Below are 25,723 nucleotides of genomic sequence, written 5' to 3'. Positions count from 1 at the left end.
GGGCGGCGGCGGCTTAGCGGCCGGGGGCGCTGGCGGGACGCGGGCCCAAGATTGTGATCGCCAGAACAAGGGCTCCCACGAACCCCGCGATCGCGAGGAGAGATCCCACGAGGAGATGACTGACCTGGTAGCCCGGGACGATCCCCCATACCTGGGTTGCCCACGCGATTAGACCGAGCCGTCCCTGGTTGACGATCACCAGCGCAGTAGTGCCAACCGTGAGAGCAGCGACGATGCGGGCGAGGGACGTGGCGCGGTGGAACACCATCGCACCGATGACCACGGTCAGGGGCACCACGAGGATGAGGACCGTGCATTCGAGGGTCACGTTGAAAAACAAGGGCCCCGAAGCGGTGGTGGTAAGAAGGAATCCTGTCCCGGACGACGTCACCTCTCCGGGGAGCAGCGGCCCCAGCCACCACGCTGCGAGCTGCGCTTCCGCAGAGCGGACTTGCTCCTGTGACGCGACCGCGCCGGCCACAGCTGCGAACACAGCCAGGAGGACTGCGGTCCTACCGACCCCAATCCGCTTGGTATGGGAGCTGACGGCGGAACTCACCTGTCCTGCTCGACCCTTGCGGCTCGGCGCGGCAGCAGCCACTTTCGCAGCAGCAGCACACCGCCAAGCGCCACAGCGCTACTGGCGACGATGATCGCCAGGCTCGGGTCCGCCGCGCCGGTGTACGCCAGCGTTCCGCCGAGTGCGGCGCCACCACCAATTGAGCCTCCGCCTGCTCCGTACATGCTGCCTCCTCCTGGGTCACGCCGTGTGTCCTGACCCCTGGAGGACTGCTTCAGCACCGCGGTATGACGCCAGTTGGCGCTAATCCGTGGTGCCGCTCTGCTGACGACCACGACCAGTGCAGTGCAGTGCAGTGCAGTGCACTGCAGTCGACGGTGCTGCGACGACGTGGTGATCCGCGAGGCAGCGCGGATCAGTCGCGTCATGACGAGCGGTGCGCAGCGTCCCGCTAGTGAGGGCCTCTCCGCTCTCGTCGTCGACGAAGGTCGGCGCCCGTCCGAACATTGGAAGCACAGATGCGAATCAGGCGTCAATCGTCACCGCGGGCAAGCGGCCCGGTCAGTCAGCGCGCACCAGGCCGATGGGTGCACGTCCTTGCGCTGGCAAGCATCGGAGCGGCTGTCGGCGCGGGTTCTCTACTCGGCGCCACGGCAGCATCAGCCGCGACGTCCCCGTCCCAGCAGTGGTCTACCGCAATCACACCCACTTCCAGCAACGCCGTCGGCGCGAATCGGACCTTCACGTTCGGCACGTCAGGAGTCACCGCTACCGAAACAACGACCGCAGTCACCGGGACATGCCAGATGAACGGCACTGGTGATTTCCGGGCGTCCGGGCAAGACCTCAGCCCGTACTACTCCCCCACCGTGCCGGCCGGTGTTGTCACAGCGCAGAACGATTGCCTCGGACTCACCCAGAGCGGGTCCCGCACGTCAACGTTGACGTTCAGCAAACCCGTCATCGCGCCGATGATCCACGTCATCAACATGGATGCGTCGTCGCTGCGAGTCACCGGAACGAGCACGACCGGCGCGCCCATCTCGTTGCAGCGCGCGGCCGGCAACAACTCGCTGGCAGTGTCCTCGACCGTCATCAACACCACCCTCTCCCAACCGAACAACAACGGCTGCGAAACCAACACCGGTGGCAACCCCAGCGGCGCATGCGGATCGGTTCGCCTCACCGCCGCTTCCGGCCTGGTGAAGTCCGTGACGTTGTTCAACTCAACCGACTCGAGCGTCGTCGCCAACGGTGACGGCTGGGGGTACGCGTTGTCGTTCCCCACGGCTGAACTCACGAAAGCGTTCTCGCCCACGACGATCGCCCCGGACGGTGTGAGCGCCCTGACGTTCTCGATCACCAACCCTGCAAGCGAAGCTCAGCCCACGTTGTGGCCGCTGGACTTCACGGATGCACTTCCCTCTGGTGTTCGGATTGCGAACAGCAGCGCGACGATCGGGAGCGGGTGCGGTGCGCCGACGGTAGCCGGCGGCAATGGCCCCATCGCTGCCGGAGACACGACAGTGTCGGTTGTGGGGATCTCAGTGTCGACGGGTGCGACCTGCACCATCACGGTGAACGTGACGGGGTCCACGCCCGGGTCCTACACGAACAACACCAGCAACCTCAGCACGAACGTCGCCAACCTCATCCCGAACGCGAACACCACGCTGACCATCGCTCGCACCGTGGACACCCCCATGATCGCCGCTCCGGGTGCTGCTGCAGCTGCAGTGATCACCCTCGGCGGCCTTCTGCTGCACCGCTTCCGCCAGCGGGGCACGCTGCGGTGATAGCGGCGGCTGCCGCAACCGCTCTCCTCTATCGAATCTGAGCAGCGAGCGGTCAGCCGCCGGAGCGTGTGACCGCGCGTGAACCGAGGATGCACACAGCTGCGATGTAAGAGACGCACCAGCAGCCGCAATCCCAGTCCGATCCCCGCGAGAGGACAGTGGCCCGCACAGCAAGCTGTGCGGGCCACTCCTTTGATTCCGGCGACAAGCAAACCCACACCTCACGCTGCAGAACGATCGTCGCTACATCAGTGACAGCCGTACAACGCTGTGCACCAGGAACGGGACGATGTCCACGGCGGGCTCCCTGGGCGTCGTTCGTACCCAAAGCTGCGCGGCCTTGATCCACGCGCGCTGTCTTAGAGCGCAGTTTCGACTGCCGCGTCGTCGGAGCTCTCGTCGATGTGCGCCTTGTCGGCAGAATCAGAACCGCCCGTTCAAGCTCCGCCTCAGTGGGGAGTGCTGCTCCGGTCTCGTGGTTCCGGAACCCTCCGTCGTCAGCTGTGAGCTAACTCGTTTCGGCGGTCTGTGCCATGGCGTTGGGCCTCACCTCGCGCAGGTCGCAGGTAGTACTTGCAGTTCTTGTTCTATATAGATAGCGTCCAAACATGGATCCGATCAGACGTGTGACCGCTCCGATGGTCGACGTGCTCGAGGCGTTGCTCGCCGGCACCGAGCCGACATGGGGCCTGTTGGTCATCAAGGCAACCGGACGACCCCCGGGTACCGTCTACCCGATCCTGGAACGCTTGGAGCGGCAGGGGTGGATCCGGTCGACGTGGGATGACGACCCCGACCGCTCCGGGCCAAGGCGTCGGCTCTACGAGTTCACCGTGGACGGCGCCGTGGCGGCTCGGGCCCTCGTCGACGCTCGAGTGCGTGAGGACCGTGCCGCCGTTCGGAGCGCCGGCGTCACTCTGCCAACGACGCGGCCGGTCGTCCGATGAGCGCCCTCGACCGGCTGCTCCTTTCTGCTGCCATCGCCATGTCACCGTCCCCGCACCGTGCGATCCGCCGCGAGCAGTGGCTCGCCGACCTCCGCGACGCCCGCGATCTTGATCTCTCACCGACCGCACTCGCGTTCGGTGCACTCACGACGGCCCTGTTCCATCGACGAACCGACCACCGATCCACCTGGAAGGACACCATGACCGTGATGCCGGGAACGGTTCGCAGCGCACCACTCACCGTCCCCGTGATCCCCGTCCTCATCGCTTTCGCCGCTCTTTCGTTCCTGGCAGGTAGCGTCGGACTCGGGCTCCTACAGCGCTACAACGGGCTCCTTAGCTCCGTCCCAGCCATCCTGCTCACTTCGTTCGCACTCACAATCGTTCCTGGGATCGCGGTCGGAGCGAGCATCCTCCTCACCACCGGCGTGCCGCTCCGCCGTCGCGCGATCGGCACCGTGGTCGTGCTCGCCGTTAGCGCCCTCTGGTGGTCTGTCGATACCGGGTTCTTCAATCCTCCCGTTTCACCGGCGTTCACCTGGGGCGTCATCGCGGCGGCGTGGCTCGCGGTCTGGCACGTCGTGCTTCGGCGTCCCGGTTGGACGTGGGCGCTGCTGCTCCTGCCGATCGCTGCGTCCGTCCTGGTCTTCCCACTAGCGAACAGCCTCTACGGCACGCAGCTCGCCCTTTCAATGCAAGCGGCAACGGCGACGGCCCTCGAAATCGTTCCTTTCCTCGTCGCCCTCATCGCCGGGATGATTGCCGGACGCTCCGAGCAGAGTGCACCGCATGATGCGATGGTGTCCAGCGGTGGGCCCCACGACATCAAAGGCTGACCGTAACCGCAACCAAACGCAGCAGCGTCTCAATAACCGATCCATCTCCGGGCGTTGCGCGAGCGGTCGTCTGCCCGACCTCCGGACAACAAGAAGACCGAACAAAGCGTTCTCCGGGACCAGCTATGCCAGGGTAGATGCGACCCCCGAGTGAAAGGCGACCTCCACATGGCGCAGAAAGTCACCACGCACCTCGTCGACGACCTGACCGGCGACACCATCGATGAGGGCAAGGGCCGCACCGTGTCCTTCTCGTTCGATGGCAATCACTACGAGATCGACCTTGCCGACGACAACGCGGATGCGCTCCGCGAGGCGTTCTCCGACTACGTTGCTGCCGCGCGGAAGGTCAGCGGCAGCCGTCAGGGCCGCACCAGCGGCGGTACGGCTAAGCGGGGCAACTCCGACGAGCTCGCGAAGATCCGCGAGTGGGCGAACGCGAACGGTCACGAGGTCTCGAGCCGTGGCCGGATCAGCCAGGCCGTCCGCGACGCGTACGACGCCGCACACTGACACGACTCCCCCAAGCATGACGAAGGCCGGCCATCCCTTTCGGGTGGCCGGCCTTCGTCGTGCTCCGGCCGATAGCGGCCTCTTATGTCAGCAGGAGAAGTTCTGAGCGTCATACCCTCGAATCCGAAAAGCCATAGGTGCAACGATGCGCTGCAAGCGTCACCTCGCCGCGCCTCGAACCTCGTCGAACTTTCTCTGCGCAATAGGCAACGCCTCGAATAACGAAAACACCAAGTCAGTCGCCGACCCTAGAATTCGATCAGGGTTCGCATCGCGTCGATCTCGGTAGATCTCCTGCTGAGAGTTCCCCTCATCCTTCCATTCCTCTAGCGTAACGCATGCATGCAATCGCCCTGTCCCATCACGCATCACCTGAAGAGCGACCGCCATGACCCAAGTGCAGGTGTATTGAGGCTGGTGCTCCCCGACAATCATCACTCCACCCTCATAGGCGACCGAGTTCCCCGGCACGCCGGGCGGCCTGCGCCGATCCTTTGCAGGAATTGCGATCCCGCTCGGATGTACGCTCAAAACTACATTTGGCCAAACGGCGAGTGCTTTGGAGCAGCGATTGAACGCCTCGTGCCATAAGCCGAGCACAGGCTCCGCAACCCACTTCGCATGCTCCTCAATTTCTTTTGCAGCGCGCTCCGCATCTTCCAAATCCCTCAATCTCGCAGCCAGGTCACCTGAACGGCGAGGAGATAGTCCGCCCGCAATTTGAGTTCCGCTAGGACTGGGCGTCACGAGTGGTTCCCAAGGGAATAGCCGAAAACTACGATTGTGGAACTTTGCCTGCTGAATATCGACCTCCCCGAAGCCATTAAGCATCTGCCGGAGCTCGGGTAGCCGCTCTTGAGGGAAGGCATCACCTAGCACGACGCCTGTCAGAGCTGACGAGATGTCGACATGGTGAGGTTCAGTTGAGAGGTCCGTTCGTACCAATCGAAACTCCTTCTCACTAGCCCAATCCACGTGCTTCCGGAAGAAGAGCCGTTCCTGATGAAGATGCGCGTATCGAAGAGATACCGCATCGACACCAAATTCACCCAGTTGCTCGAGACTTACACCGTGAGGGCCCACACCGCGTTCGGCTGTACGGTATTTGATAGGCCCATAAAAGTGATGAATAGCACTTGGACGCGCTTCGCCAAAAGCATCAATGAGCTTGTCCCTGTCGAATTTAAGGCAAACCCCAGCATGACGACCTCCGTAATGAGCCCACAGGGACAAATGCGCCCATCCTCGTAAAGCATCAGGATTTAATACCGACTGCGGCAATTGCCAGTCCTGAGTAAAACAAGCGACCTTTGAGTAGAGGCGGATATATCGATCTATATCGCTCCAGATTCCGAAGGCGTCGCCATCCAATTCGCCCTCCAAATTAGGCCATAGCGGCCGAGACTCCCATAAGTCGTTCGTGCCACTGAAGGGGGACAGTCGGATCGTTCGGCCAGCCAAGATATGTAGGAGAGCCGTGTCTGCAGTGGTGTAATGGTAGAGATCGGAAGTTAGGGAACGCTGGCTAGAATTAAGTTCGTCTTCTAAATAGTCATCGGCGCCATTGCTGATGGTCTCGAATGTAGCGGGTGCCGTCCCGCCGTCGTGCGGCCACTCAGATGCCTGCGCCGGCCCGGAAAAGGTCATCACGATAGATTACGACGCCTGGGCCTTTCGAAGACCATCGCGCACTCCGTGGCCGACGGGCTTGGCATCGGCCGCCTCAGCTGCGCCGCCCAGCGGGCTGCGACCATCGTCCACCGATGCTGCATTCGGGTGCGCCTCAGCATCACGCCCGATGGGGCTGAGCACCCCGTCGTTCTGGAGTCCTGCAAGGGCCCTCCGCCACAGATGTGCGCGAGCGTCTATAGATCGTGCATCTCGAACCAGCGACGGCCGTTCATGGTCGAGTGCTCGGTGCCTGCCGTCGACGAGCTAGCGATCGCTATCTGTTGCTATCTCCTGCTTGCGTTCAGCAGCAGCGTGGGCGAGGTCATCGTCGAGCGCTTGGGCGTCGTTCCAAATGGCAGCGATCCGGATGAGCGCGGCATCTACGGCGGCGTCCGTGGCACCGAGCTCGGTGTAGGTCTCCTGCAGCGTCAGGGCCTCGAAGCGTGAGGGCTGTCGCGTAACCACGCCGAGGACTTCCGCGATTGAACCGTGCTCGGCTGCTGCGCGTCGAAGCGGGACGATGCCAGTAATGGACCGACCAGACAAGCTGACTCCGGTGCGGGCCCAGCCATGGACGTCTAACGGCAACAACAGCTGCTCCGCTCGACGCCACTCCCCCGCCACCGGCTGCTCGCAGTCATGCTGGTTCAGGTTCCCCTTTGTTGGGTCCAGCAGCCGAATGACGTCGCCGCGGAACCCGGTCCATACGGGCCCGACGATGCGCAGCCACCGGGTCACCGCGCAAGCAGCGCACGACGTCGGGTCGTCGGACGATGGCACGACGTGGCCGCGGATCCGGCCGATGCTCGTCACAGCGATGTCGTCGGGTGTGACGGTCCGGGCTTGTTCGCGGCTGAGGTTGAGGATGCCAAGGAGGACGGTGAGGAACGCGTCGCGGCGGCCTCGGAGCCCGATCGGATACCGGTACTTTGGGATCGCCGCCAACACCCTCCCCACTGCCACATGGTCGAGGCCTCCTGTTCGCGGCCACACCCGCGCCTCCACGATGGGTATCGGGTCCGGGAGGCCGGCTGCGAGGTGGTGTGCGCGGATCGCGTGCCGACGGAGCCGCTGCGTCGACGCGCTTCCGGGGAACAGCATCAGGAACTGCTCGATCGTTGCTGCCGTCGCTGGGAGCGACTCGTGGTCTGCCGCCTCACACCACGCGACGAACCGGCCCCAGTGCGCCTCGAGCAGCGCCCCGCTATAGGGCCTGAGTTTGGGGGAAGTTTGGGGGTTCATAACCGCACCCGGGTGACGGCGTTGCGGACTAGGGGCGTGTATTCGCGGTCGTAGATCTGCAGGGTGGCGGCGTTGGTGTGGTGGGTCTGGTTCATGATCTCCACGTCCGTCGCGCCGGCGTTGCGGGCTTCGGTGACGAACCCTGCGCGGAGGGAGTGCCCGGACCAGCCTTGCTCCCCCAGCCCGGCGGCGTGCGCGCGGCGGGCAACGGCCTTCCCGACCGTGGTGGGGCTGATGCCGGTGTCGCGGAACAGGCCCCACTTCGACACCGCGCGGAAGAACGGCATCGACGGCGGTAGGCGGTCGGTGCCGAGCCCGTCCGCGCAGACGTGAACGGCAAGGCTCGCTCCAGTGAGCGCGGTGAAGAGGCCGGCTTCGCCCCGAGCGTCCTGCGCGGCCATCAGCCGAGAGAGCCGAACGAACGCGCACGGAGCGCAGGTGACCGGGTTCGCGCCCTGCTGCAGCACCTTGATCCGGCCCAGGCCGTCCTGGTCAGTCTTCGACTTCCGCACCCGGGCGTAGACGCCCTCGCCGTCGACGAGGCGGAGATCAGCAACGGTGAGGGCGGCGAGTTCAGATTCGCGGAACGCGCCGACGAACCCGAACAGCAGCAGCGCCTGATCGCGGGTTCCGAGGGCGCCGGTCTGCAGGTCGACGACGTCGATCTTCAGCAGCGTCGTCTGCAGCGCTTTGAGCGTCATCGGCTTCGCCCGTCGCACCGGGACGGACCGGGTGCGGCGGATGCCCTTGAGGACGTCGCGGACGATCGGCGTGGAGCCGGGTGGGGTGTGGCCGCGGCGAGCGTGTTCCCAGTCGATCGCGGCAACGTACCGGCTGATCGTGGACGGTGCGTACCGCTGCCCACCATCGGGGAGGACAGCGTTGGCCTTGTCCGCGAGGAACGCCGCGACCTCGGCCGGATCGACCGGCGCCGTGGTGATCTGCTCGAGTTCGGCAGGTTCGGAGACCTCGTGGTCGAGGAACCCGGCACGCCAGCGGGCGAACTGCCGCAGATCCGACCGGTACGCGCGAATTGTGTTCGGCGACAGGGACGCTTCCGCGAACACTCGCGGCGACGCGTCCGCCGGAACCACCACGTCACCCGAGCCGGCAGGCCGCCCCTCCCCCGCTACCGCGCGCAGCCGCGCGAACGCCGTCCGGGACCGCTCCGCCGCGGCACGCTCCGCAGCTGACGCCGCGCGGCCGAGGGCGCGAGGCTCCTGCGCGCCCGGTACGTGGCTCGCCTCGAGCGGCTCGATCGTCTCGTCCATGGGTCCTTACTTCCGCTGGCCACCGCACTGGGCACGCCTGCCGCTTCAATTCCGATAATAGGTCTTTTCTGAACGTTTTGGCGGACGTGGAAGTGACTCATCGTACAGCGGACGTGGCGTTCTGCCCATGACCCCCGACGGCATTCAGCTTCTTCCTGCGCGTCGAGCACCCGGCCTCGTGGTGCTGGGTGATCCCCAGGCCGCTTCGCAGAGGGACTCCATGGGTCGGGGGATGCTGCCCAGCAGCACACCGACACGCCTCGCATCCGGGCCGCTGCGTTCATCGAAGGTGCCGACGGGGAGGCCCCCATTACGACCAGAGCCCGGAGCAGAAAGCGACGCTTGTTACAGGCCGATCGAAGTGACGGCGTCGTTGTGCAGCGGAGCAGCCTCGCGGCTGTACCCCTCGAGCGTCCGCTCAGTGGTACGCCATGACTGGAGCATGATCTGGTGCGGGCTGAGGCCCTTTTGAAGCGCGGAGGTAATGAAGCCGGCGCGCCGCGAGTGTCCGCCGTGGCGCTTTGCGTCGAGGCCGGCGGCGAGGGCGTGCCGGACGACGGCGTCCTGGACGACTTGACCGCTGATGGGGGTGTCGCGGAGGATCGTCCCGCCGGAGGAGATGGGGGCGGAAGAGCGGCATCCGCTTCGGCAGGCAGCGCCAAGACGGGAGCGGATCCGACCAGTACGTCGGGTCGTGCGCGTGGTCGAGCCTTTTCGCGCAGCCGTGCACGTCCGTGTCGAACGTGGCGAGCAGCGTCATCGCGGCTATGCCGGGTCGAGTCGACAGAACGGCCTCGGTGGGCTGAATCCACCGTATGAACGCGCACCGGGCAGATGGCCGGTGTCCCGCCGAACGGGAGGGCCTTTGTGCGGCCGTGTGATTCCTGGTCGGTCTTCGAGTTGCGGTCGCGCAGCCGGAGGCCGTCGTCATCGTGGAGGGTGACGTCCCCGGTTGTAAGGGTGGCTATCTCGCTGCGGCGAAACGCGCCGGCGAAGCCCTTGACGATGATGGCTTAGTCGCGGACACCATGAACGGCGCGCGGGTAGTTGCCAATGTCGATCGCTGCGACCGGGTACCGGAGTTCCTCGAGCAGTGGCGCCGGCATTCGTCGGAGCTGACCGCCGTCCGTGCGACGGAGGCTCACCATCGTCGCTTCGACTTCCGCGGTGTCAGACGGCTTTGGCAGGGCTGCGAGCTGGTGCATCTTGTCGATGGCGGCGAGCCAGCCGTTGAAGGTGTTCGAGGCGTACGGGGTGCTGGCGTCGTCCTTGCCTTCCGCGGCCGCCGCTTCCAAGTACGCACCCACCGTCAGTGGCTGTGAGAGCAGGAACTCGGCACCTACCGCCCGGCAGAACTCGACGAATCGGCCCCACTCACGCCTGTACCTCACGCGAGTGCCGTCGGAAATGGCCTGGGACTGCAGCGTGCTGATGCGAGCGGGTTGCCCGGCGTTGAGGCTCGCAGGCAGGGAGCCGGTTGCAGCGAGCTCGAAGCCGTCGTCGCCGGGCCCGATGACCGCCTCGACAGCCGACTCGTCCTCGTCCCGAGGCTCGAGCGGCACCACCTCCGTGCGCACGCAGGCGTCATCACATTCCCCACGGACATGCGGAGTAGAACTGCGGGTGTTGCATAGAACCGAGACGCGACTCCCGCCTAGGAGTTCGCGCCGGGCAAGACCTGGCACTTCATCTGGGACTGGGAGCCAAAGAAGCGCCGCTACTCTATGTCGCCGGGAATGGCGGCTCTGCTGCATGCGGCCGGCGCGTGGGCCCATGACGGCGGCACGGTGAAGGTAGCCGCAGCGCACCACACCCCGACGCTCCCGCATAGGGCCCACATGGACAGCAAGGACACCTACTTCCGTCTCCCCACGCCCGCTGAAGCCGCAGCAGCCGAGGAGGTCGCCGTTCCGCGAGCTCCTCGGCTGTCGCGTCGATCGCTCGTGCCGGCGCTCTGCTGGCTCGCTGGCGGGCCGTTCTTCCGGTTCGTCGTCGGATCGCACGGCGACCTCACCAGGTGAATCATCATCCTTGCTGCCATCGTGGCTCTCGCCAGCTTCGGCCGCTTCGTGATGAATTTTTCGGACTACCGCGCGAAGCTCCGCGACTACCGCTTGCGACGGGCAGAGCAGGCAGCTCGCTGACCGTCCGCGCATGGACCCAGCATGGCCACCACTCCCCCGCCCGTCGTTGTCGTCGACGACGCGGGCAAGAGCAAGCACCTCCGCTTGAAGGGCGTCGTCGGTGGTGATTCCCTCGAAGTGTCGGTCGCCGCTCTTCGCGACGCGAAGAGCGGCGACCGACGCTTGTTCGCGTCCCTCCAAAGCCAGCGGTTCGAGACCGTGGACGCCGCAGGGCTCGGCAGCCTCGACCCTCGCTACAACGTACGCTTCAATGTTCCCGCCATCACGGACCTGCCGGCACCGCCTCTGAGGGCGAGGGCCACTCCCCCGCGGGCGAAGAAGAAGAACCGGCGCGGGTAGCGGTCAGTTCGGTACCGACGTACCCTCCGAGGAGTTCTCCACAGCAGGGTTGGTCGTCGGACTCGATACCCACGCTGTTTTGGTGGGTGTCTGGTCCGTTTTCGTGGGTACCTGGTCCTCAGCCCGTGGGTATCCGGTCCGCCTGATGTGGGTATCCAGTCCCAGGAGCGCAGCACTGCTCCCCCGCCGATCACTGTCAGCCCGCGGATCTGACCTCTCTCGAGCGCGGCCCCCTGTAGTGCTTCCTGTAGCTCTCTCCGGTAGCTGATCTACGAATTGGCGAAACGCAACCACAGAGGGACGCCAAGTTTTCCACAGACGGGTGCTTCCACCCCTTCCATTGGAGGAAACAGAGCCACTCAGGCCGCCGCACTTCAGGACCGGATACCCACGCTCCGCCTGTGATTCCACAGGAAAGCTCTGCGCCGGTGGGAGGACTAGATACCCACGTTCGAAGACGCCAGCCCCCTCAAGGTGCGAGTCGAGGACTTCGCCGTCACTGAGGACGGGATACACATGCTCGCTCGTGTTGCGGAGTACGCCGACCAGCCCGCAACTAGTGGCCCGCGCCCCGGGGACCAGATCCCCACGAGGATCTTCGCGTCCTCCGACCCGGAGGACCAGATACCGACGCCAGCCTGTTGACCTTCGCGGTTGGCGAGGACCAGATACCCACAGTAAAGGACCAGATACCCACGAAAAGGACCAGATACCCACGAAAAGGACCAGATACCCACGAAAAGGACCAGATACCCACACGAGGCGCCAAGGGGCGTCTCCGCGGTTACCTCACCTAGGTGCCGACCGGAGCGGGGTAGGCGGGCGGACCAGATACCCACGCGCGGCGCCTCATCGCCCTCTGCGTCCAGCGGTAACCGCGCATGTTGGTGTTATTTGGGACCAGATACCTACTGACGCAGACCGGAAACCCACGTGCCTGCCTCGGGGCTCGGTTTCCGTAGAACCAGATACCCACGCCTCTCCACCCTCCTCGACAAGCCCCGCCGCGGACCAAATACCCACGTGGGGGCCAGATACTCGCGTGGGTATCTGGTCCGCGGCGCCGAGTGCGGAGAGGACCAGATACCCACCATCGAAGCGGGCCCTCTGTGAGTGGGGACCAGATACCCACGGCGCAGGGTGCACGCCAGCCGTCCGGAGTGCGCGCGGTGAGGACCAGATACTCACGCGCGCCGTTGACGGACGCGGTCTCCAGCTCACGTGGGTATCCGGTCCCTATGAACGCGAAAAGAGAGGCGCCCGTAGGCGCCTCTTTCCCGTCGTTTCTCTGCTCGGTTAGGCTCCGACCTCTCGTCGAGGCTTTGTCGGCTCCACATGAGGCGGGGACGGCCGGAGGATGAGGTACTCGTACGTTGGTTCGACCCGTGCTTCTGGGTAGATGATCTTGATGGCCCGCAGGTGCCCCTCGAACGCCGCCTTGAACTTGTGGGGCTGCGTGTACTGCGCGCCGAACTGCAGGTTGAGGTCGTTCCACTTGATGCGGGTGGGCTTACGCAGGTAGAACATGCGGTACGTGAGCCACAGATAGATGTCCATGCGCATCGCTGACTTCCCCAGCGCCTTCATCGCGTTCAGGTCGATGGGGACCGGCGAGGAGACAATGGAGTCGTAGAATCGCTCAGAGAGGGTCACAGTGGACTGCCAGAGCCCTTCGTTGTCCTCGACGTCGTCCTTGCCGAACCACAGACGGACGCTGTCAGCGATTCGGAAGTACTCAATGGCCTCACCGTGACCGTCCGGGCGGATCTCGAGACCCTCGACACTGAGGTTCGCGCCGAAGAGCCGCTTCAGGCCGTCAGCGACCCGCTTCGCGTCCCGTCCACCGTGTGCGAGGCCGATCTTCTCCATGAACGCTTTCATGGAACGGCCGAGCTCGAGCTGCTTGCTCTGCGTCAACACCGCTTCCGTTGCCATCCAGTTCATGGCCTGGCGCGGCAGGACACCGTATGGGTAAGCAGGTGTCCGCTCTCCGGTCTCTGCGTCCAGCAGCAACGCCGGCTGCATCATCAGCGAGACGGACCCGTTGCGACGCTCCCAGTACGGGATGTTGCCGGGGTTGCGGTAGGGCAGCGAGACCTGCGCCCAGATGCGCGCCGAGTACCCGATGTCCATGGCGTCCTCTTCGCCACCCTCGAGGTTCGCGGCGTAGTTCACTAGACGCGCCGTCGTCTCGTCGATGAGGATTGGCGCGTCGGCCGGCACGTCGATCAGTGTGATCTCGGTCGCAAGGGTGTCGGTCATCAGGACCTCCCGGGGCATGATGGAAGCAGTGGTCGCGCGGAAGCGGACTTGGTCAGTGCGTCCCACCCGGCAGAGCGCACTGTGCCTGGCGCTCCCCCATCCGAGTTGGTACTCGCACAGCGTGGCTGCGGATCAGATACCCACGTCGGAACTTGCCCGGCGTGTCGCCGTTTTCCTCGCCGGCGTCTGTACGAACCCATGCATCTGATCTACGGGATCCGGCCGACATTGCCGGGCGCGGACGACCAACGAAGTCAGTTCTCGCGTCGAATCGGCCGACCGCGCGGAGCTTGCTTCATCCGCTTCGGGAACGGCTGCCCGCCGTTGTACGTGTCCTGCAGCCGCTTTGTTTCCCCCACGTAGATGTCCACCAGGATGTCCTTCGGCGTGGTGTAGCCCTCGTGCAGGGAAGCTGCCGCGAACGCGTCGTTGAACGCATCGCGATCGCCTCGACGAATCTCGAAGGTGACCTTGACGATGTCGTCGGGGTTCTCCTCCCCCGAGTCGCCGTACCGACGCCTCGTGTAGGGCGTCGTCGGGCCCTGCGCTGGCTCAGTGGCCTGCTGCTGCTGCGTCTGCGGAGCGGGGGCAGCCGCAGGCTCGACCACCGCCGGTGGGACGTCCTCGGCTGCTGCAGTCGACGGCTCCAGCTCACGGAACGTGACGGCCGGCGTCTCGGAAGGCTCGACGGTCAACACGGGGTCTTCGACCTCGAACCCTGGAGCGGACGCGATGGTCTGCTGCACTGCGCGCCGCGGCGCCGGGGGTGGTGGCGCAACCGTACGGGAAGGCTCAACCGGCTGCTCGACCTGCTGCTGCGCCGTTCGATTCGCGCGGAGCAGGGACCCCGCCCCTCCCCCGCTGTTTGGACGGCGAGGCGGACCGGAGATGATGCGGCCTGCGTCAGACATTCGCTTCCTCCGCCGCGTCAGCCTCAGCCTTGGTGAGTCGAGCAGTGAGCTCTTGGGTCACTGCGTACAGGCTGTCTGCAACGTTGCCGGCGGCCTGAGGGCCAGCGGAAATGTGCTTCGCCCCGCGGCGCAGAGCCTCATACCACTTTTCCTGCTTTTGGACACTCTTTTCGAGCTCGTGGACGAGGACTCGCTTCTTCCTCGCGGCCTTCGCGGTTGCGCCCGAGTGGCGGACGTAGCTGGTGAAGATGAACTTCCGAGCCTCTTCGCTTTCCAGGGCCTCGACAACGTCGTCGGCGAACTCCTGCCGCACCTTCGTCTCAGACGTACTCGAGTCGAAGTTTACCACGCCGAGGAGGTCCACGTCGGGGTTGATATCCACGACCTTGTCGAGGCGCCGAGCGGTCAGACGGAGCCCATCGATGCTCGCATCATCAGCCTTCGCTGGGATGAGGATGTAACGAGCAGCCGCGACAGCAAGCATCTGGATGCTGTCGATGTTCGGCGGGCAGTCGAGCAAGATCAGGTCGTAGTCGTCGGCGATGACAGACAGAGACGTGGCAAGGCTGAGGCGTGCTGCGGTGCCTTCGGTGCCGGACTGGCTCATCCGAGGGCTGATGCCCTTGTCGAGGATCTCGATGTGCTCCCCTCCCGGGAGTACGTCGAGGTTCGGGCGCACGTCCTCCAGAGGCTGAAGGCGATCGCCGAAGAGGACGGCCTTCGACAGGCCAGAGCCCTTGTCGTCGCCATCTGCGTACCTGTAGCTGAGGTCGAGCCCGAGGTTTCCCTGCGGGTCCAGTTCGATGACGAGGACTCGCCAACCTGCCTCGGCGAGGATCCCGCCGATGTTAGCGCAAAGGGTGGTCTTGCCGACGCCGCCCTTGTTGTTGATGACGGCGACGACTCGCTGAAGGGAAGATCGGTCAATCGTGAGTGACATCTGCTGCTCCGCTGCGTACGAGGGGCACTCCGCCCGCTGAATAGTGACGCTGGTGTGACTGGTGTGACCAGGCTGCGCGACTACTCACGCCGCCTCTGGGACCCAGCATACCTGCGTCACTGGTGAAGCCAGTCATAACGGCGTGACTGGTTTGGCTCCTACGGCGTTACCAGTCACGCCAGTGTTGCCAGTAAAGCTTGACCGGTAAAGCCGGCGTCACCAGTTGCAACCAGCGTGACTGGCCGCACCATCCGTACTGGTGTGGCCAGTGAAGGCAAACCTCACTCACCAGCGTCACCAGGATGCGGGGATTCTCCGTTATCGGATGACCGGCTACTTCCGTGGGTGATGCGTCCAAGCGGGGGTCTCGTCGCTCAGAGACCGATACAGCAGCTCCCGCTACGGCCTGGGCCTCGAGGGTTGTGCAGCTGGTCTCGCAGGTCATCCCAGTGTGACTGGCCGTACCAGTCTTACTGGCGACACTGGTCAGGCAGGCCAAAGCTGTCCGGTGCATTCGCCTGTCTGACTGGTGTCACCAGTCACTGTTTTGCCTTTGCCGGCGACGCCGGGCTCACCAGTCAGTCGCCGTATAGAGATGACGAGACCTCGAAGACAGCGGTCGCCTCATCCGGGGGAGTACTACGAACGAGCAAGAACACGGCGCGGGGGTTGGCCTTGCACTCGTGAGCGCCATCCTCGAAGGGGACCACGGACAAGTCAGAACCATCCACCGCCTCTACGGTTCAACGGCGACTCTCGACTCCATCGCAGCAGCCGAACGCCTCGCGCTGCACCAGATCGTTGACCTGACCACGGACCTCATCTTCCTCCTGGCAGACCAGCACCAGGAAGATCGGTCGTACCGCTCGTGCTCATCCGCGGACGAGACCGGTTCGCCATTGCTTCGCCGGCAATCCGTTCCGCCCGGCGCTACTCACGAGCGCAGCTGCAGTGTCATCTGCGCTCGCGACTCACGGCTTCAACTTCCAGATAACGAACCGCCGCTTGGGTGGCGGGGCAGGAGTGCACTCGCAGTCTCGTTTGAGGCACCATCACCGGAACCTAGCGCGGACCACCTATCTGGGACACGAGGACGCCAAACGTTCCGCGGGCCCGGCATCGAGCGCAACCCGTCTCGGTAAGCGATCGGCTATCGAGACGAGCCAGAGGCGCCGCTGATGGCTCAACCACGGTGAATCTGGCTCGGGGGAAACCCCGTGCAGGTTCCGTCGGGGTGGTTCTGGGATCCTCCGGGGATGGGGATAGGAATCACGGCGTTCTTGGCCGATAGTGCTGAGGCGGTGAACGGGAAGCTCTACGTCCTCGGCGCGGGCTGGGACCAGCTGGTGGTGTCTTCCCTGCCGGCGGTGCAGCAGCGGGTCGCTGTCGGTGTGCTGGTGCAGGTTGGCTGGAACGATACCGGCATTGAGCATGACGTGACGCTCCGTCTAGAGACGGAGGATGGTGACCGGGTGCCGTTGGCGCGGCATGCTGCGGGGATGCCGCCCGGGACTGCAGTCGCGGCGATCGGGCACCGGTTCACGACGGGGCGGGGAGAGCTGGTGCGTGCGGGGGATGACCAGACGCATCCGGTGACGTTCACGATCAACGACCTGCTCCTTGAGCGGACAGGCGGTTACTCGTGGGTGATCGAGGTCGATGGGGAGATCGCGCACCGGCTGCCGATGCGCGTGATGCGGCACAACGGTTGACCCCGGTCGGGTGCGCGTTGGGCTTACTGGATGCGGTGCACGCGGGTGAGTGCGCGGGCGAGTTGTTGTGCGGAGGAGAACCCGGATCGGAGCGCCCGTTCGGTGGCGGTGAGCGGCTCGGTCCCCTCGAGTTGCGTCGCTTCGGTGAGGCGGCGGCGCTCGATCTCCCGACGCGCTGTGGTGCCCATGCGGTGGAACGTGTCGCGGAGGGTTCGCTCGGACACGGCGAGTTCTTGGGCGAGCCGGCTGACGGTGAAGGCGGGGTCGCGGAACCTGGTCTCGATGACGGAGTGGGCGGCCATGAAGAGCCCGTCGCGGCGTTGTCCGATGTCGCGGGGGCGGCGGGGTGCGGTTTCGTCGAGGGCGGCGGCGAGGATGTTCTCGAACGCGAGGCTGAGGTGCCGCTGACCGGCTTCTGTGGATGGGGGAGGGGACTGCAGGAGGCTGTTGGTCATCCCCATCAGCATCTGGATCGAGGCGCCGCTGGTCGGCAGGGGCTCCCCATATTGGAAGCGGCCCTTCCCGGGGGTGAGGAAGGTGGGTTCGAGGTACCAGACGTAGCGGGAGGTCTGGGCGACGGTGCGGGCGGTGGTGGGTGCTTCCCCGTTCAGCAGGATCAGCGAGCCGGGTTGGGTGGGGATGACCTGGCCGTCGACGGTGAACTCGAACCCGCCTTCCATCGTCAAGACGAGGTAGATCCGCTCCGGAGCGGTTGTGAGTGCGTAGCCGGCGGATCGGGACCAGGCGTGTCCGACGCCGAAGCGGGGCTGTTCGAGGGTTTCCGCGACCAGGGTCGAGTCGATTTCGCCTCGTGGGTGCCAGCCGAAGTCGTTGCACCGTTCCGCCGCGGCGACCCCCATCGTCATGTCAGTACCTGCATGAGCTGATCATGCATCACCCGACACCTGTTGCGGTCAGTTTCGGCAACGATTGCGGGCAATACCGGCAGGATCGGTCCAGGCGGTGGGCGCTGGTTCGTGGTGGCGGAACACTAGACGGGATTGGCAGGTCAGGAGCCGTCTTCGCCGTGATGCCCGAGCACGGTTGAAGCGTCGTGGGTACGGAGGCGCAGTGTCAGAGCAGCGGGCAGAGTCATGGGACGTGGGGACGGTTCCGGCTTCGGAGCTCGCCGATACGGTTCGGCGGGTGGGTCAAGAGCAGGGGTGGGACGTGGCTGCGGCGTTGATCGGGCAGCACTGGGACACGTACGCCACGAACGCTCCGCGACAGGTGCTCGACGCGATCGCGGCGTTGCCCGGCGCGGTGCTGCTGAACGATGCGTCCCTGGTCATCGCTGCCAGCTACCTGCAGCACGTCGTGCTGGGGGAAGATCCGAGCAGCTTCGACCCTGTGCAGGCCGTCCCGTCTGGTGCGGATCCGGTGAATGGTGCGCTGACGCAGCAGCTGACGATCTACACCGGGATCTCCGCCAGTGCTCGAACGTCTGGTGCGGTTCGGAAGGCCCTCGACGCGGCCGAGCAGGGCCGGCGGTTGCTCGAGGAAGCCAAGCAGGGTGCTGAGAACCCGGCGCGGGCGGCGGAACTGGACCGGGTGCAGGCGAACCTGCCGCACTTCTTCCTGCAGTGGGGCCGGAGCCGGGAGGCCGCGGAAGCGGCCGGCGCGGGGTATGAGTACGCGCAGGCGTACCGGGTCGGTATGCGGACGAATCAGCCGCAGGTCGCTCGTGTCGCGGCCGGACACCTCGCGTGGCATCACGCGGAACGAGGTCGAATCAAGCGCGCCTCGGAATGGCTGACGAGAGCCCTCGCAACGGGGGAGCCCGATCAGCGCTACGAGGCGGTCATCCATCTGGCTGCGGCGCTGGTTGCGCTGGAGCGCGGTGACCGTCTGGCGGCGGGAGTGTCGTTGGCGCGGATGCGCGCGTACCCGACCGGGGAGTACTGGGCGCCATCGCTCTGGGTACGCGCGATTCACGCTTCAACGGCAGAGGACGCCATCCTTGTGCAGAACGAGTTCACCGCAGAACTCGAACGGCACCCCCGCTCGGCGCGGGGACCGGTCGATGCCCGGTACCTCCGAACGACCCGACTGACACTGGGTATTGCACCGGGAGATGACGGTCCGAGGGTGCGGACCGCTCCGGACCTGCTGCTCGACGCTGTCGACGCGTTCGCTCGAGGCGACTTGGAAGCCGCGGCGAATCTCGTGCAGGGGCCCGCCGCAGCGACCGAGGATGCCATCCCTCGGGTGCGCGCCAACGCGCTCTTAGTTTCCGCTGCTGTACAGCTGGGACTCGGCCATGAGTCCGCCGCCGTCGACTCCTTCGAACGCGCACACACGCTCCTCACCGAAGAGGGGATGACCACCCCGTACCGCGCACTGCCGCAAGAAATGGTGGCGTTCTTCACGGAGGCGACCGGACGACCGGTCGCGGTCGAACGCGGCGTAGAACCGACCCCGGTCCCGATCGCCCTCGGAACCCTGACGCCGCGAGAACGCGAGCTGCTCGGCTTCCTCACCACGAAAGCGAAGTTTGCCGAGATCGGCGCAGAACTCCACCTAAGCCCCAACTCGGTTCGGACCGCGGCGCAGCGGCTGTACCGGAAGCTCGGCGTGAACTCCCGGAAGCAGGCGGCGGAGATCGCTCACCGCGCCGGCATCTCCTAGGCCAATTCTCATGACCCCCAGACGGGGGGTGATTCCTACGAAAGGCCGCACTCGGGGCAGCAATTCCGCCTGCCCTCTGGGCTAACGCTCAGGCTGACAGAAAACTGGCAACGCCGGCGGTGACGTCGGTGCCGGTCGCTGGGTACGCGTCCGGGCGCGAACCCGCTGAGAGTTAGGGATCAGGTTGAAGTTCAGACTGTTCGGGGCGACGCGCCCCGGTAAGAGGCAAGCGGAGGCGGTGGGCCTGCTCCCACGGCTGCGGTCTCGGAAGCTTCGCGTTGCTGCGACGCTCGCTGCGTTGGCGTTGACGGCGTCGACGTTGAGCGCCACCACGTTGTTGGCGACGCAGGAGTCAGCTCAGGCGGCACCGGTCGGCGCGCAGGGCTGCGGCTACGGCACGGGCGGCCCGAACGCGAACACGATCTGTTGGTTCGACTTCGGCGGCTACAACCAGGCCCAGGCCACCAGTGCCGCGGGTCAGGACCGGCAGGTGACGCTTCCTGGCGGCTACACGATGACGTTCACGCTGCACGCGACGCTGAGCGCTCAAACCCAAAACACCAATGCGTCCGCGGTGCCGGCGTGGGCACCGTCGCTCATCGGAAACTCCGCCTACGTGGGCATCCCGGGAAGCCCCGCGCTACACGCTGGCGGCAGCCAGGGCAGTGTCACCACCTTCAGCCTCGATGACATCGTGGTGAAGGACTCCGCCGGCGCGACGGTTAACGGCTACTCGCTGGTGTCCGCCGACGCGGAAGCGACGGCCTCCAACGAGTCGATCAACTGGCGGTCAGACACGCCCGTGAGCACTCGGGCCTTGCTGCACCCCGCTCCGGCGTCTACGCCGGAGAACGGCTGCCAGATGAACATCACTGGGTCGGGGACGAACTCGCTGACCTGCACCGGGTCCAACAACACTTCGGGCCCATTCGGCAGCGCTTTGGTCGAGTCGGTTTCCCCGACGACCTTCTCTGCCACGCTCCGCGAAGGCAACAGCAACGGGGGCGCTGAGGCGATCATCCTCGGGGTGATGTCCTCGAACATCACCCTGAACAAGACGGTCGCGAGCCGCGTGAACGCGTCCGACGCGTTCACCACGACGGCGACGTCGCCGGAGCGGACCGTGATTGGTACCGGGAACACCGGCACCACGAACAGCTCCACCACCGGCACGCTCACCGTGCTGCCCCGCACCGCGGACCAGTCCTACACGCTCGCCGAGGCCCCCACTGCGGGGACTGAGACGCTGCTGTCGAACTACAACCAGGCATGGGCGTGCACGAACACCGCGACCGGCGCGACGACAGTGCTGCCTACGGGGAGTGGTCTGTCGAAGCAGCTCTCCCCGGAGCCGGGTGATGACATCACCTGCACCATCACGAACACCGCGAAGGCGGCAACGCTTGGGATCGTCAAGCACGCCGGCACCCCGGTTGATGTGAACAAGGACGGCCTCACCGACGTCGGCGACACCATCCAGTACACGTTCACCGTCACCAACACCGGCGACCTGACCATGTCGAACGTCGGCGTCACGGACGCCAAGGTCGGCGCGGTCACCTGCCCGGAGCCCACACTCGCTCCCGGCGCTTCCCAGGAGTGCACGGCGGATGAGCCGTACACGGTCACCGCGGCGGACCTCACCAACGGTTCGGTCGACAACTCTGCGACCGCGCACGGCACCCCGCCGGGATCGACGACGCCGAAGACGACGACGCCGTCGACGACGTCCACGACGACGACGACGCCAGCGCCGGCGCTGACGATGGTGAAGTCCGCTTCGCCGAACAGCGAGTCGGACTTCGTCGTCGGGCAGGAGATCACCTACTCGTTCCTGGTGACGAACACCGGTAACGTGCCGCTGAGCGACATCACGATCAACGAGGGCGAGTTCACCGGTACCGGGACCATGTCGGACCCGACCTGCCCCGAGCCGACCCTCGCGGCCGGTGCGAAGGTGACCTGCACCGCGACGTACACGCTGACCCAGGCGGACGTTGACTCCGGGTCGGTGACGAACAGCGCCACCGCTGGTGGCACGCCGCCGGAGAACGGTGGCACCCCGCCGACGTCGCCGCCGTCGGATGTGACCATCCCGATCCCGGACAACCCGGCGATCACGGTCGCGAAGACCGCGTCGGCGTCGAAGGCCACCGAGGCTGGTCAGAAGATCACGTACTCGTTCAAGGTCACCAACACCGGCAACGTGACCCTGCGGAACGTGACCGTCGACGAGGGTGACTTCTCCGGTACCGGGCAGCTCTCCGACGTGGTCTGCCCCGAGCCGACCCTGGCGTCTGGTGTTGCCGAGACTTGCACGGCGACGTACACGGTGACGCAGGCTGACATCGACAACGGCGGGTCCATCACGAACACCGCCACCGCGACGGGCACCCCGCCGGGCGATGACACTCCGCCGGTGTCGCCGCCGTCGACCTCGACCGTCCCAGTCGATCAGTCCCCGTCGATGACCGTCGTGAAGTCGGCTTCCCCGACGGACCGCGCATCGTACAAGGTTGGTGAGGTGGTGACGTACTCCTTCGTCGTCACCAACACCGGCAACGTGACGATCACGGACCCGACGATCGACGACTCGAAGTTCTCCGGCACCGGTGAGCTGTCGCCGATCACGTGCCCGGCGAACTCGGCCACGATGGCGCCGGCAGCGCAGATCACCTGCACAGCGACGTACACCGTGACCCAGGCCGATGTCGACGCGGGCAAGATCACGAACACCGCGACCGTGGGCGGCACCACCCCCGATGGCGGCAACACGCCGCCGTCGGACCCGTCGACCGTGACGGTGCCCAACACGGCACACCCGTCGCTTGCCCTGGTGAAGACGTCGGACGTGGCGAAGATCACCACGGTGGGTCAGACGGTGACGTACTCGTTCAAGATCACCAACACCGGTGACGTGACGCAGAAGAACGTCACCGCGAAGGAAGGCAAGTTCACCGGATCCGGGAAGCTCTCCGAGCCGACCTGCCCCGCAGCGGCGGCCTCGTTGGCGCCGGGCGCTTCGGTGACATGCACGGCGACGTACCACGTCACCGCGGCGGACCTGTCCAGTGGCACCCTGTCGAACACGGCCACCGCAGCCGGTACTGACCCGTCGGGTGACCCGACCGGTTCGGTCCCGTCGACGGCGAACGTGAAGGCGATCGCCCCGCCGGCACCGGCTGGTCTGGCGTTCACCGGTACGGAGCTCGTCGGCCCCGGGATCGGCCTGGCGCTGATGCTCCTCGCCCTCGGCGGTGCACTGCTGGTGGTCCGACGCCGCCGCAGCAACGGTGACGAGATCGACAACGCGTAACGAATTCGTGGCCCGGCCGGCACCGCTCGCACACAGCAGCCGGCCGGGCACCGAATCGCCGTCAGGGATGGCCTGATCCCTGTACCTGACGGCGACCCACGGGACTCCTTGACCGGTCCCGGAACACCCGATCGGCGGGCCGCCCCTGAAGCGGCCCGCCGATCGTCATTTCTCTGAACCTCACACCGGGTGGGGAGAGGAAGGAACGCATGCTGCAACCTGACACGCAACGGTCGGAGGACCGCGGACGAGCGGTGCAACTCCGGCTCATCTACGCGGACACGTGGTCGCTGACGAAACTCGCCGCGCTGATCTCGTTCGTGATCGCCGCAGTCTGCCTCGTCCTGACGGTCATCGGCTGGAACACGGTCCTCGAGCTGCACGTCCTGGCACCGGTGGACAAGATCCTCCACGACGTCACCGGGGACCGGTCGTACTCCCTCGAGAGCGCCCTGTCGATGCCGACCGTCCTCCGGTTCGTGGTCCCGGTGTCGGCGTTGACGTTCATCGTCGGGACGGTGCTTGGGCCGGTGTGCGCGATCCTCTACAACCTCGCTGTCGGTGTTGCTGGCGGACTCACCATCCGGTTGGACACCCCACGATGACTTCCACCTCTCCCACAGCCTCAGCGGTGTTCCGCCCGTCTCAGAGCGGCTACCCGAGTGCGCGCACGTCGGAGGAACGCGCCGCCCTCCGGGCGCTGCTGTTGGCCGCCAAGGACGCAGAGGCTCGTTCGTTGGGGTCGGCACGGCGGGTGGCGTTTCGGACGAGTAGGTCGTTGATCGCGGCCGCCGTGGTCCTCGGTTTCACGCTCCCGGATCTCGCGGACATGCTCGGCGTGACCGTTGGGTCAGTGCGGGCACGGAGCAGTGTCCTCACCCCGATCCGTCGCGGAAGCTTCACCGCGCTCCTCCCGGAGCAGGGTGACGACGCTCGTCCCGTCGATGAGGGTGAGGCGTCTGGGGATCCGGTGGAGCTACTGGCCTGGTACCTCAGCGCAGTCTTCGTCGGCCCTGCCGCACGGGGAGCGCGGCCATGACGGGCCACAAGCTCCGCCTCGCGGCGCTCGGCGCGCGGACGCGGCGGATGCTCCGACACACCGATAGCCCGGTTGAGCGGGCGTTGGCGTTGGTGATCGTCGCCCGCGCGATCGCGGACCACGCCGCCGGCACCACGGCCGCCCACAGACGCGAGACCAGCACCGTGGAGCTCGCCGGCGCGGAACGGGTTCTGAGTGCTGCGCTCGAGCACCTCCACACTGTCCGGACCGACACCTACCGCCACAGCACGGACAGCACCCATGAATGATCCGGTGGCTGCGGTGCCTCCGGCTATCGCAACGGTGCTCCTCGCCGCCCGTGCTGCGGAGAACTCGGCGTCCGGCCCGGACCGTCGGGACGCGTTCCGAACCACCCGGCACCTCCTCGGTGGCTGCCGTGTCGCCGGGATCCCGCTCGAGGACCTCGCCGCACTGTTCCAGGTTCGGGCCGACACGATCCGCAACCGGGCATATGTCGACGGGTTGGTCCCGGCTGCGACGTTCGTGGACCTCGCCCGCGTCAGCCTGGATGACCTCACCGGGTGGCAGCGTGACGGGCTCCTCCCGGCAGCGTCGACCGATCCCGGATACCGCACCAGCTACCCCGCATCAGCCCTCATCACCGCACTCATAACCAACGCCACCGGAGTGGAGCAGTAGCCGATTGCCTACGAGGCGGCCTTCCAGGGTGAAGACAGCGCGGGCCTAGTCTGGCCCGGTGGAGATCATCGGGGCGTTCGGTTCTGCGGTGCTCGTCCTCGTCTGCGTCGGTGGCCTGCTGTTCGCGGGCCGAGTCGTGGGTGAACTTGGCTCGTCATGGTGGCAAACGCTCCGAGCGGACGCACGAGCTCGACATCGAGACCGGAGATCCCGCTGACGTTGCCTCGGCAAGGCCCGAGAGGCCTCAGCAGTCGATCGGCTATCGGACACACTGGACTCGCTGGGGAAGCCGCTTCGGGTGGGAGGATCGCGGTGTGCCGATCGAGCTACCCGCAGGAGTCCTCGGTGTCGTCTTCGACGTCGGCGAGACGCTCGTTGATGAGTCGCGCGCCTGGTCCAGACAAGCGGAAGCGGCAGGCGTCACCCCGTTCACCGTGATGGGACTGCTCGGCGCGTTGATCGCGCGTGGTGAGGACCACCGCCGGGTATGGGCGCTCCTCGGGGTCGAGAAGCCCGCGGGGCGCGCGCTGATCGAGGAAACCGACCTCTATTCGGACGCGCTGCCGTGCCTTCGTGCGGTCGACGAGCGCGGCCTCGTCGTCGGGATCGCGGGAAATCAGCCGGTGGGCGTGGAAGCGCAGCTTCGCGCGGCAGGCTTCTCACCGGACTTCTTGGCGTCCTCCGCAGCATGGGGCGTGGAGAAGCCTTCACCCGAGTTCTTCGACCGCGTCGTGGCAGAGGCTGGCCTCGAGCCGGGAGCGATTCTCTACGTCGGTGACCGCCTGGACAACGACGTCCTCCCTGCACGCGCTGCCGGCATGCGGACCGCTTTCATCCGGCGGGGCCCATGGGGCCACCTTCACGCTGAACGACCGGAAGCACGCCTCGCGGACCTGCGACTGAAGACCCTGGCGGAACTCACCGACGCGATGGTCGCCGGTGTGGGGTCGGGATTGACTCGCGGTTAGCATCGCGA

Annotated in this window: 23 protein-coding genes; 13 read left to right on the top strand and 10 right to left on the bottom strand. The window is 65.9% G+C overall.

Annotated features, from left to right (window positions below):
• Window positions 1-13 precede the first annotated feature (13 nt).
• Together AAEP86_RS00710 and AAEP86_RS00705 are read right to left on the bottom strand one after the other, a co-directional pair.
• Complete coding sequence (locus AAEP86_RS00710) at window positions 14-328, bottom strand: hypothetical protein (protein ID WP_420367219.1); 315 nt, start codon at window positions 326-328, stop codon at window positions 14-16.
• Between the two features lie 227 nt (window positions 329-555).
• Entirely contained in the window at window positions 556-744 is a 189-nt protein-coding gene (locus tag AAEP86_RS00705) for a hypothetical protein (RefSeq protein ID WP_420367218.1), read from the bottom strand.
• A 582-nt stretch (window positions 745-1,326) separates the two neighbouring features.
• Between AAEP86_RS00705 and AAEP86_RS00700 the strand changes: the two genes are divergently transcribed.
• From AAEP86_RS00700 to AAEP86_RS00685, 4 genes are all read left to right on the top strand, one after another.
• Window positions 1,327-2,316 (top strand): hypothetical protein, encoded by a 990-nt coding sequence (locus AAEP86_RS00700; protein ID WP_420367217.1) that lies wholly within the window; start codon window positions 1,327-1,329, stop codon window positions 2,314-2,316.
• Between the two features lie 608 nt (window positions 2,317-2,924).
• Window positions 2,925-3,263 (top strand): PadR family transcriptional regulator, encoded by a 339-nt coding sequence (locus AAEP86_RS00695; protein ID WP_420367216.1) that lies wholly within the window; start codon window positions 2,925-2,927, stop codon window positions 3,261-3,263.
• Window positions 3,260-4,099, top strand: a complete 840-nt coding sequence (locus AAEP86_RS00690; RefSeq protein ID WP_420367215.1) for a hypothetical protein — start codon at window positions 3,260-3,262, stop codon at window positions 4,097-4,099. Before AAEP86_RS00695 ends, AAEP86_RS00690 begins: the two co-directional genes overlap by 4 nt.
• A gap of 168 nt (window positions 4,100-4,267) precedes the next feature.
• Entirely contained in the window at window positions 4,268-4,612 is a 345-nt protein-coding gene (locus tag AAEP86_RS00685) for a histone-like nucleoid-structuring protein Lsr2 (RefSeq protein ID WP_420367214.1), read from the top strand.
• A 159-nt stretch (window positions 4,613-4,771) separates the two neighbouring features.
• Here the strand turns inward: AAEP86_RS00685 and AAEP86_RS00680 are convergent, their stop codons facing one another.
• The 4 genes from AAEP86_RS00680 to AAEP86_RS00665 form a co-directional block, all read right to left on the bottom strand.
• Entirely contained in the window at window positions 4,772-6,259 is a 1,488-nt protein-coding gene (locus AAEP86_RS00680) for a DUF2971 domain-containing protein (RefSeq protein WP_420367213.1), read from the bottom strand.
• A 288-nt stretch (window positions 6,260-6,547) separates the two neighbouring features.
• Window positions 6,548-7,525 (bottom strand): hypothetical protein, encoded by a 978-nt coding sequence (locus tag AAEP86_RS00675; protein WP_420367212.1) that lies wholly within the window; start codon window positions 7,523-7,525, stop codon window positions 6,548-6,550.
• Window positions 7,522-8,796: a hypothetical protein gene (locus AAEP86_RS00670; RefSeq protein ID WP_420367211.1), complete on the bottom strand. Its 1,275-nt coding sequence runs from the start codon at window positions 8,794-8,796 to the stop codon at window positions 7,522-7,524. Before AAEP86_RS00670 ends, AAEP86_RS00675 begins: the two co-directional genes overlap by 4 nt.
• A 1,013-nt stretch (window positions 8,797-9,809) precedes the next feature.
• Window positions 9,810-10,373, bottom strand: a complete 564-nt coding sequence (locus tag AAEP86_RS00665; RefSeq protein WP_420367210.1) for a hypothetical protein — start codon at window positions 10,371-10,373, stop codon at window positions 9,810-9,812.
• Between the two features lie 261 nt (window positions 10,374-10,634).
• On the opposite strand from AAEP86_RS00665, the gene AAEP86_RS00660 reads away from it, so the two are divergent.
• Together AAEP86_RS00660 and AAEP86_RS00655 are read left to right on the top strand one after the other, a co-directional pair.
• Entirely contained in the window at window positions 10,635-10,817 is a 183-nt protein-coding gene (locus tag AAEP86_RS00660) for a hypothetical protein (RefSeq protein WP_420367209.1), read from the top strand.
• 144 nt (window positions 10,818-10,961) lie between these two features.
• Window positions 10,962-11,279, top strand: a complete 318-nt coding sequence (locus AAEP86_RS00655; RefSeq protein ID WP_420367208.1) for a hypothetical protein — start codon at window positions 10,962-10,964, stop codon at window positions 11,277-11,279.
• 1,296 nt (window positions 11,280-12,575) lie between these two features.
• On the opposite strand, the gene AAEP86_RS00650 is transcribed toward AAEP86_RS00655, so the two are convergent.
• The 3 genes from AAEP86_RS00650 to AAEP86_RS00640 form a co-directional block, all read right to left on the bottom strand.
• Window positions 12,576-13,541: a replication protein RepA gene (locus AAEP86_RS00650; protein ID WP_420367207.1), complete on the bottom strand. Its 966-nt coding sequence runs from the start codon at window positions 13,539-13,541 to the stop codon at window positions 12,576-12,578.
• Between the two features lie 254 nt (window positions 13,542-13,795).
• Complete coding sequence (locus AAEP86_RS00645; RefSeq protein ID WP_420367206.1) at window positions 13,796-14,236, bottom strand: hypothetical protein; 441 nt, start codon at window positions 14,234-14,236, stop codon at window positions 13,796-13,798.
• A 208-nt stretch (window positions 14,237-14,444) separates the two neighbouring features.
• Window positions 14,445-15,392, bottom strand: coding sequence for a ParA family protein (locus AAEP86_RS00640; protein WP_420367205.1), 948 nt, complete (start codon window positions 15,390-15,392; stop codon window positions 14,445-14,447).
• Window positions 15,393-16,648: 1,256 nt separating this feature from the next.
• On the opposite strand from AAEP86_RS00640, the gene AAEP86_RS00635 reads away from it, so the two are divergent.
• The gene (locus AAEP86_RS00635; protein ID WP_420367204.1) at window positions 16,649-17,104 is read left to right on the top strand and encodes a DUF6941 family protein; all 456 of its coding nucleotides are present in this window, start codon (window positions 16,649-16,651) and stop codon (window positions 17,102-17,104) included.
• A 23-nt stretch (window positions 17,105-17,127) separates the two neighbouring features.
• On the opposite strand, the gene AAEP86_RS00630 is transcribed toward AAEP86_RS00635, so the two are convergent.
• Window positions 17,128-17,970 carry a helix-turn-helix domain-containing protein gene (locus tag AAEP86_RS00630; RefSeq protein ID WP_420367203.1) on the bottom strand — a complete coding sequence of 281 codons (843 nt, stop codon included), beginning with the start codon at window positions 17,968-17,970 and terminating at the stop codon, window positions 17,128-17,130.
• Between the two features lie 280 nt (window positions 17,971-18,250).
• On the opposite strand from AAEP86_RS00630, the gene AAEP86_RS00625 reads away from it, so the two are divergent.
• From AAEP86_RS00625 to AAEP86_RS00600, 6 genes are all read left to right on the top strand, one after another.
• Entirely contained in the window at window positions 18,251-19,732 is a 1,482-nt protein-coding gene (locus tag AAEP86_RS00625; RefSeq protein ID WP_420367202.1) for a LuxR C-terminal-related transcriptional regulator, read from the top strand.
• Window positions 19,733-20,051: 319 nt separating this feature from the next.
• Window positions 20,052-23,048, top strand: coding sequence for a DUF7507 domain-containing protein (locus tag AAEP86_RS00620; protein WP_420367201.1), 2,997 nt, complete (start codon window positions 20,052-20,054; stop codon window positions 23,046-23,048).
• A gap of 209 nt (window positions 23,049-23,257) precedes the next feature.
• Window positions 23,258-23,653, top strand: a complete 396-nt coding sequence (locus AAEP86_RS00615) for a DUF3566 domain-containing protein (RefSeq protein ID WP_420367200.1) — start codon at window positions 23,258-23,260, stop codon at window positions 23,651-23,653.
• A 430-nt stretch (window positions 23,654-24,083) separates the two neighbouring features.
• Window positions 24,084-24,356 (top strand): hypothetical protein, encoded by a 273-nt coding sequence (locus AAEP86_RS00610; RefSeq protein WP_420367199.1) that lies wholly within the window; start codon window positions 24,084-24,086, stop codon window positions 24,354-24,356.
• On the top strand, window positions 24,349-24,747 hold the full coding sequence (locus AAEP86_RS00605; RefSeq protein ID WP_420367198.1) for a hypothetical protein: 399 nt from the start codon (window positions 24,349-24,351) through the stop codon (window positions 24,745-24,747). Before AAEP86_RS00610 ends, AAEP86_RS00605 begins: the two co-directional genes overlap by 8 nt.
• 314 nt (window positions 24,748-25,061) lie before the next feature.
• A complete protein-coding gene (locus AAEP86_RS00600) occupies window positions 25,062-25,715 on the top strand; it encodes an HAD family hydrolase (protein ID WP_420367197.1) in 654 nt (217 codons plus the stop codon).
• The last annotated feature ends 8 nt before the right edge of the window (window positions 25,716-25,723 follow it).

Source organism: Curtobacterium sp. L1-20, from assembly GCF_048755855.1.
Taxonomy (GTDB): domain Bacteria; phylum Actinomycetota; class Actinomycetes; order Actinomycetales; family Microbacteriaceae; genus Curtobacterium.
Note: the sequence above shows the minus strand (reverse complement) of the source record. Positions and strands in the feature narration are given on the sequence as shown.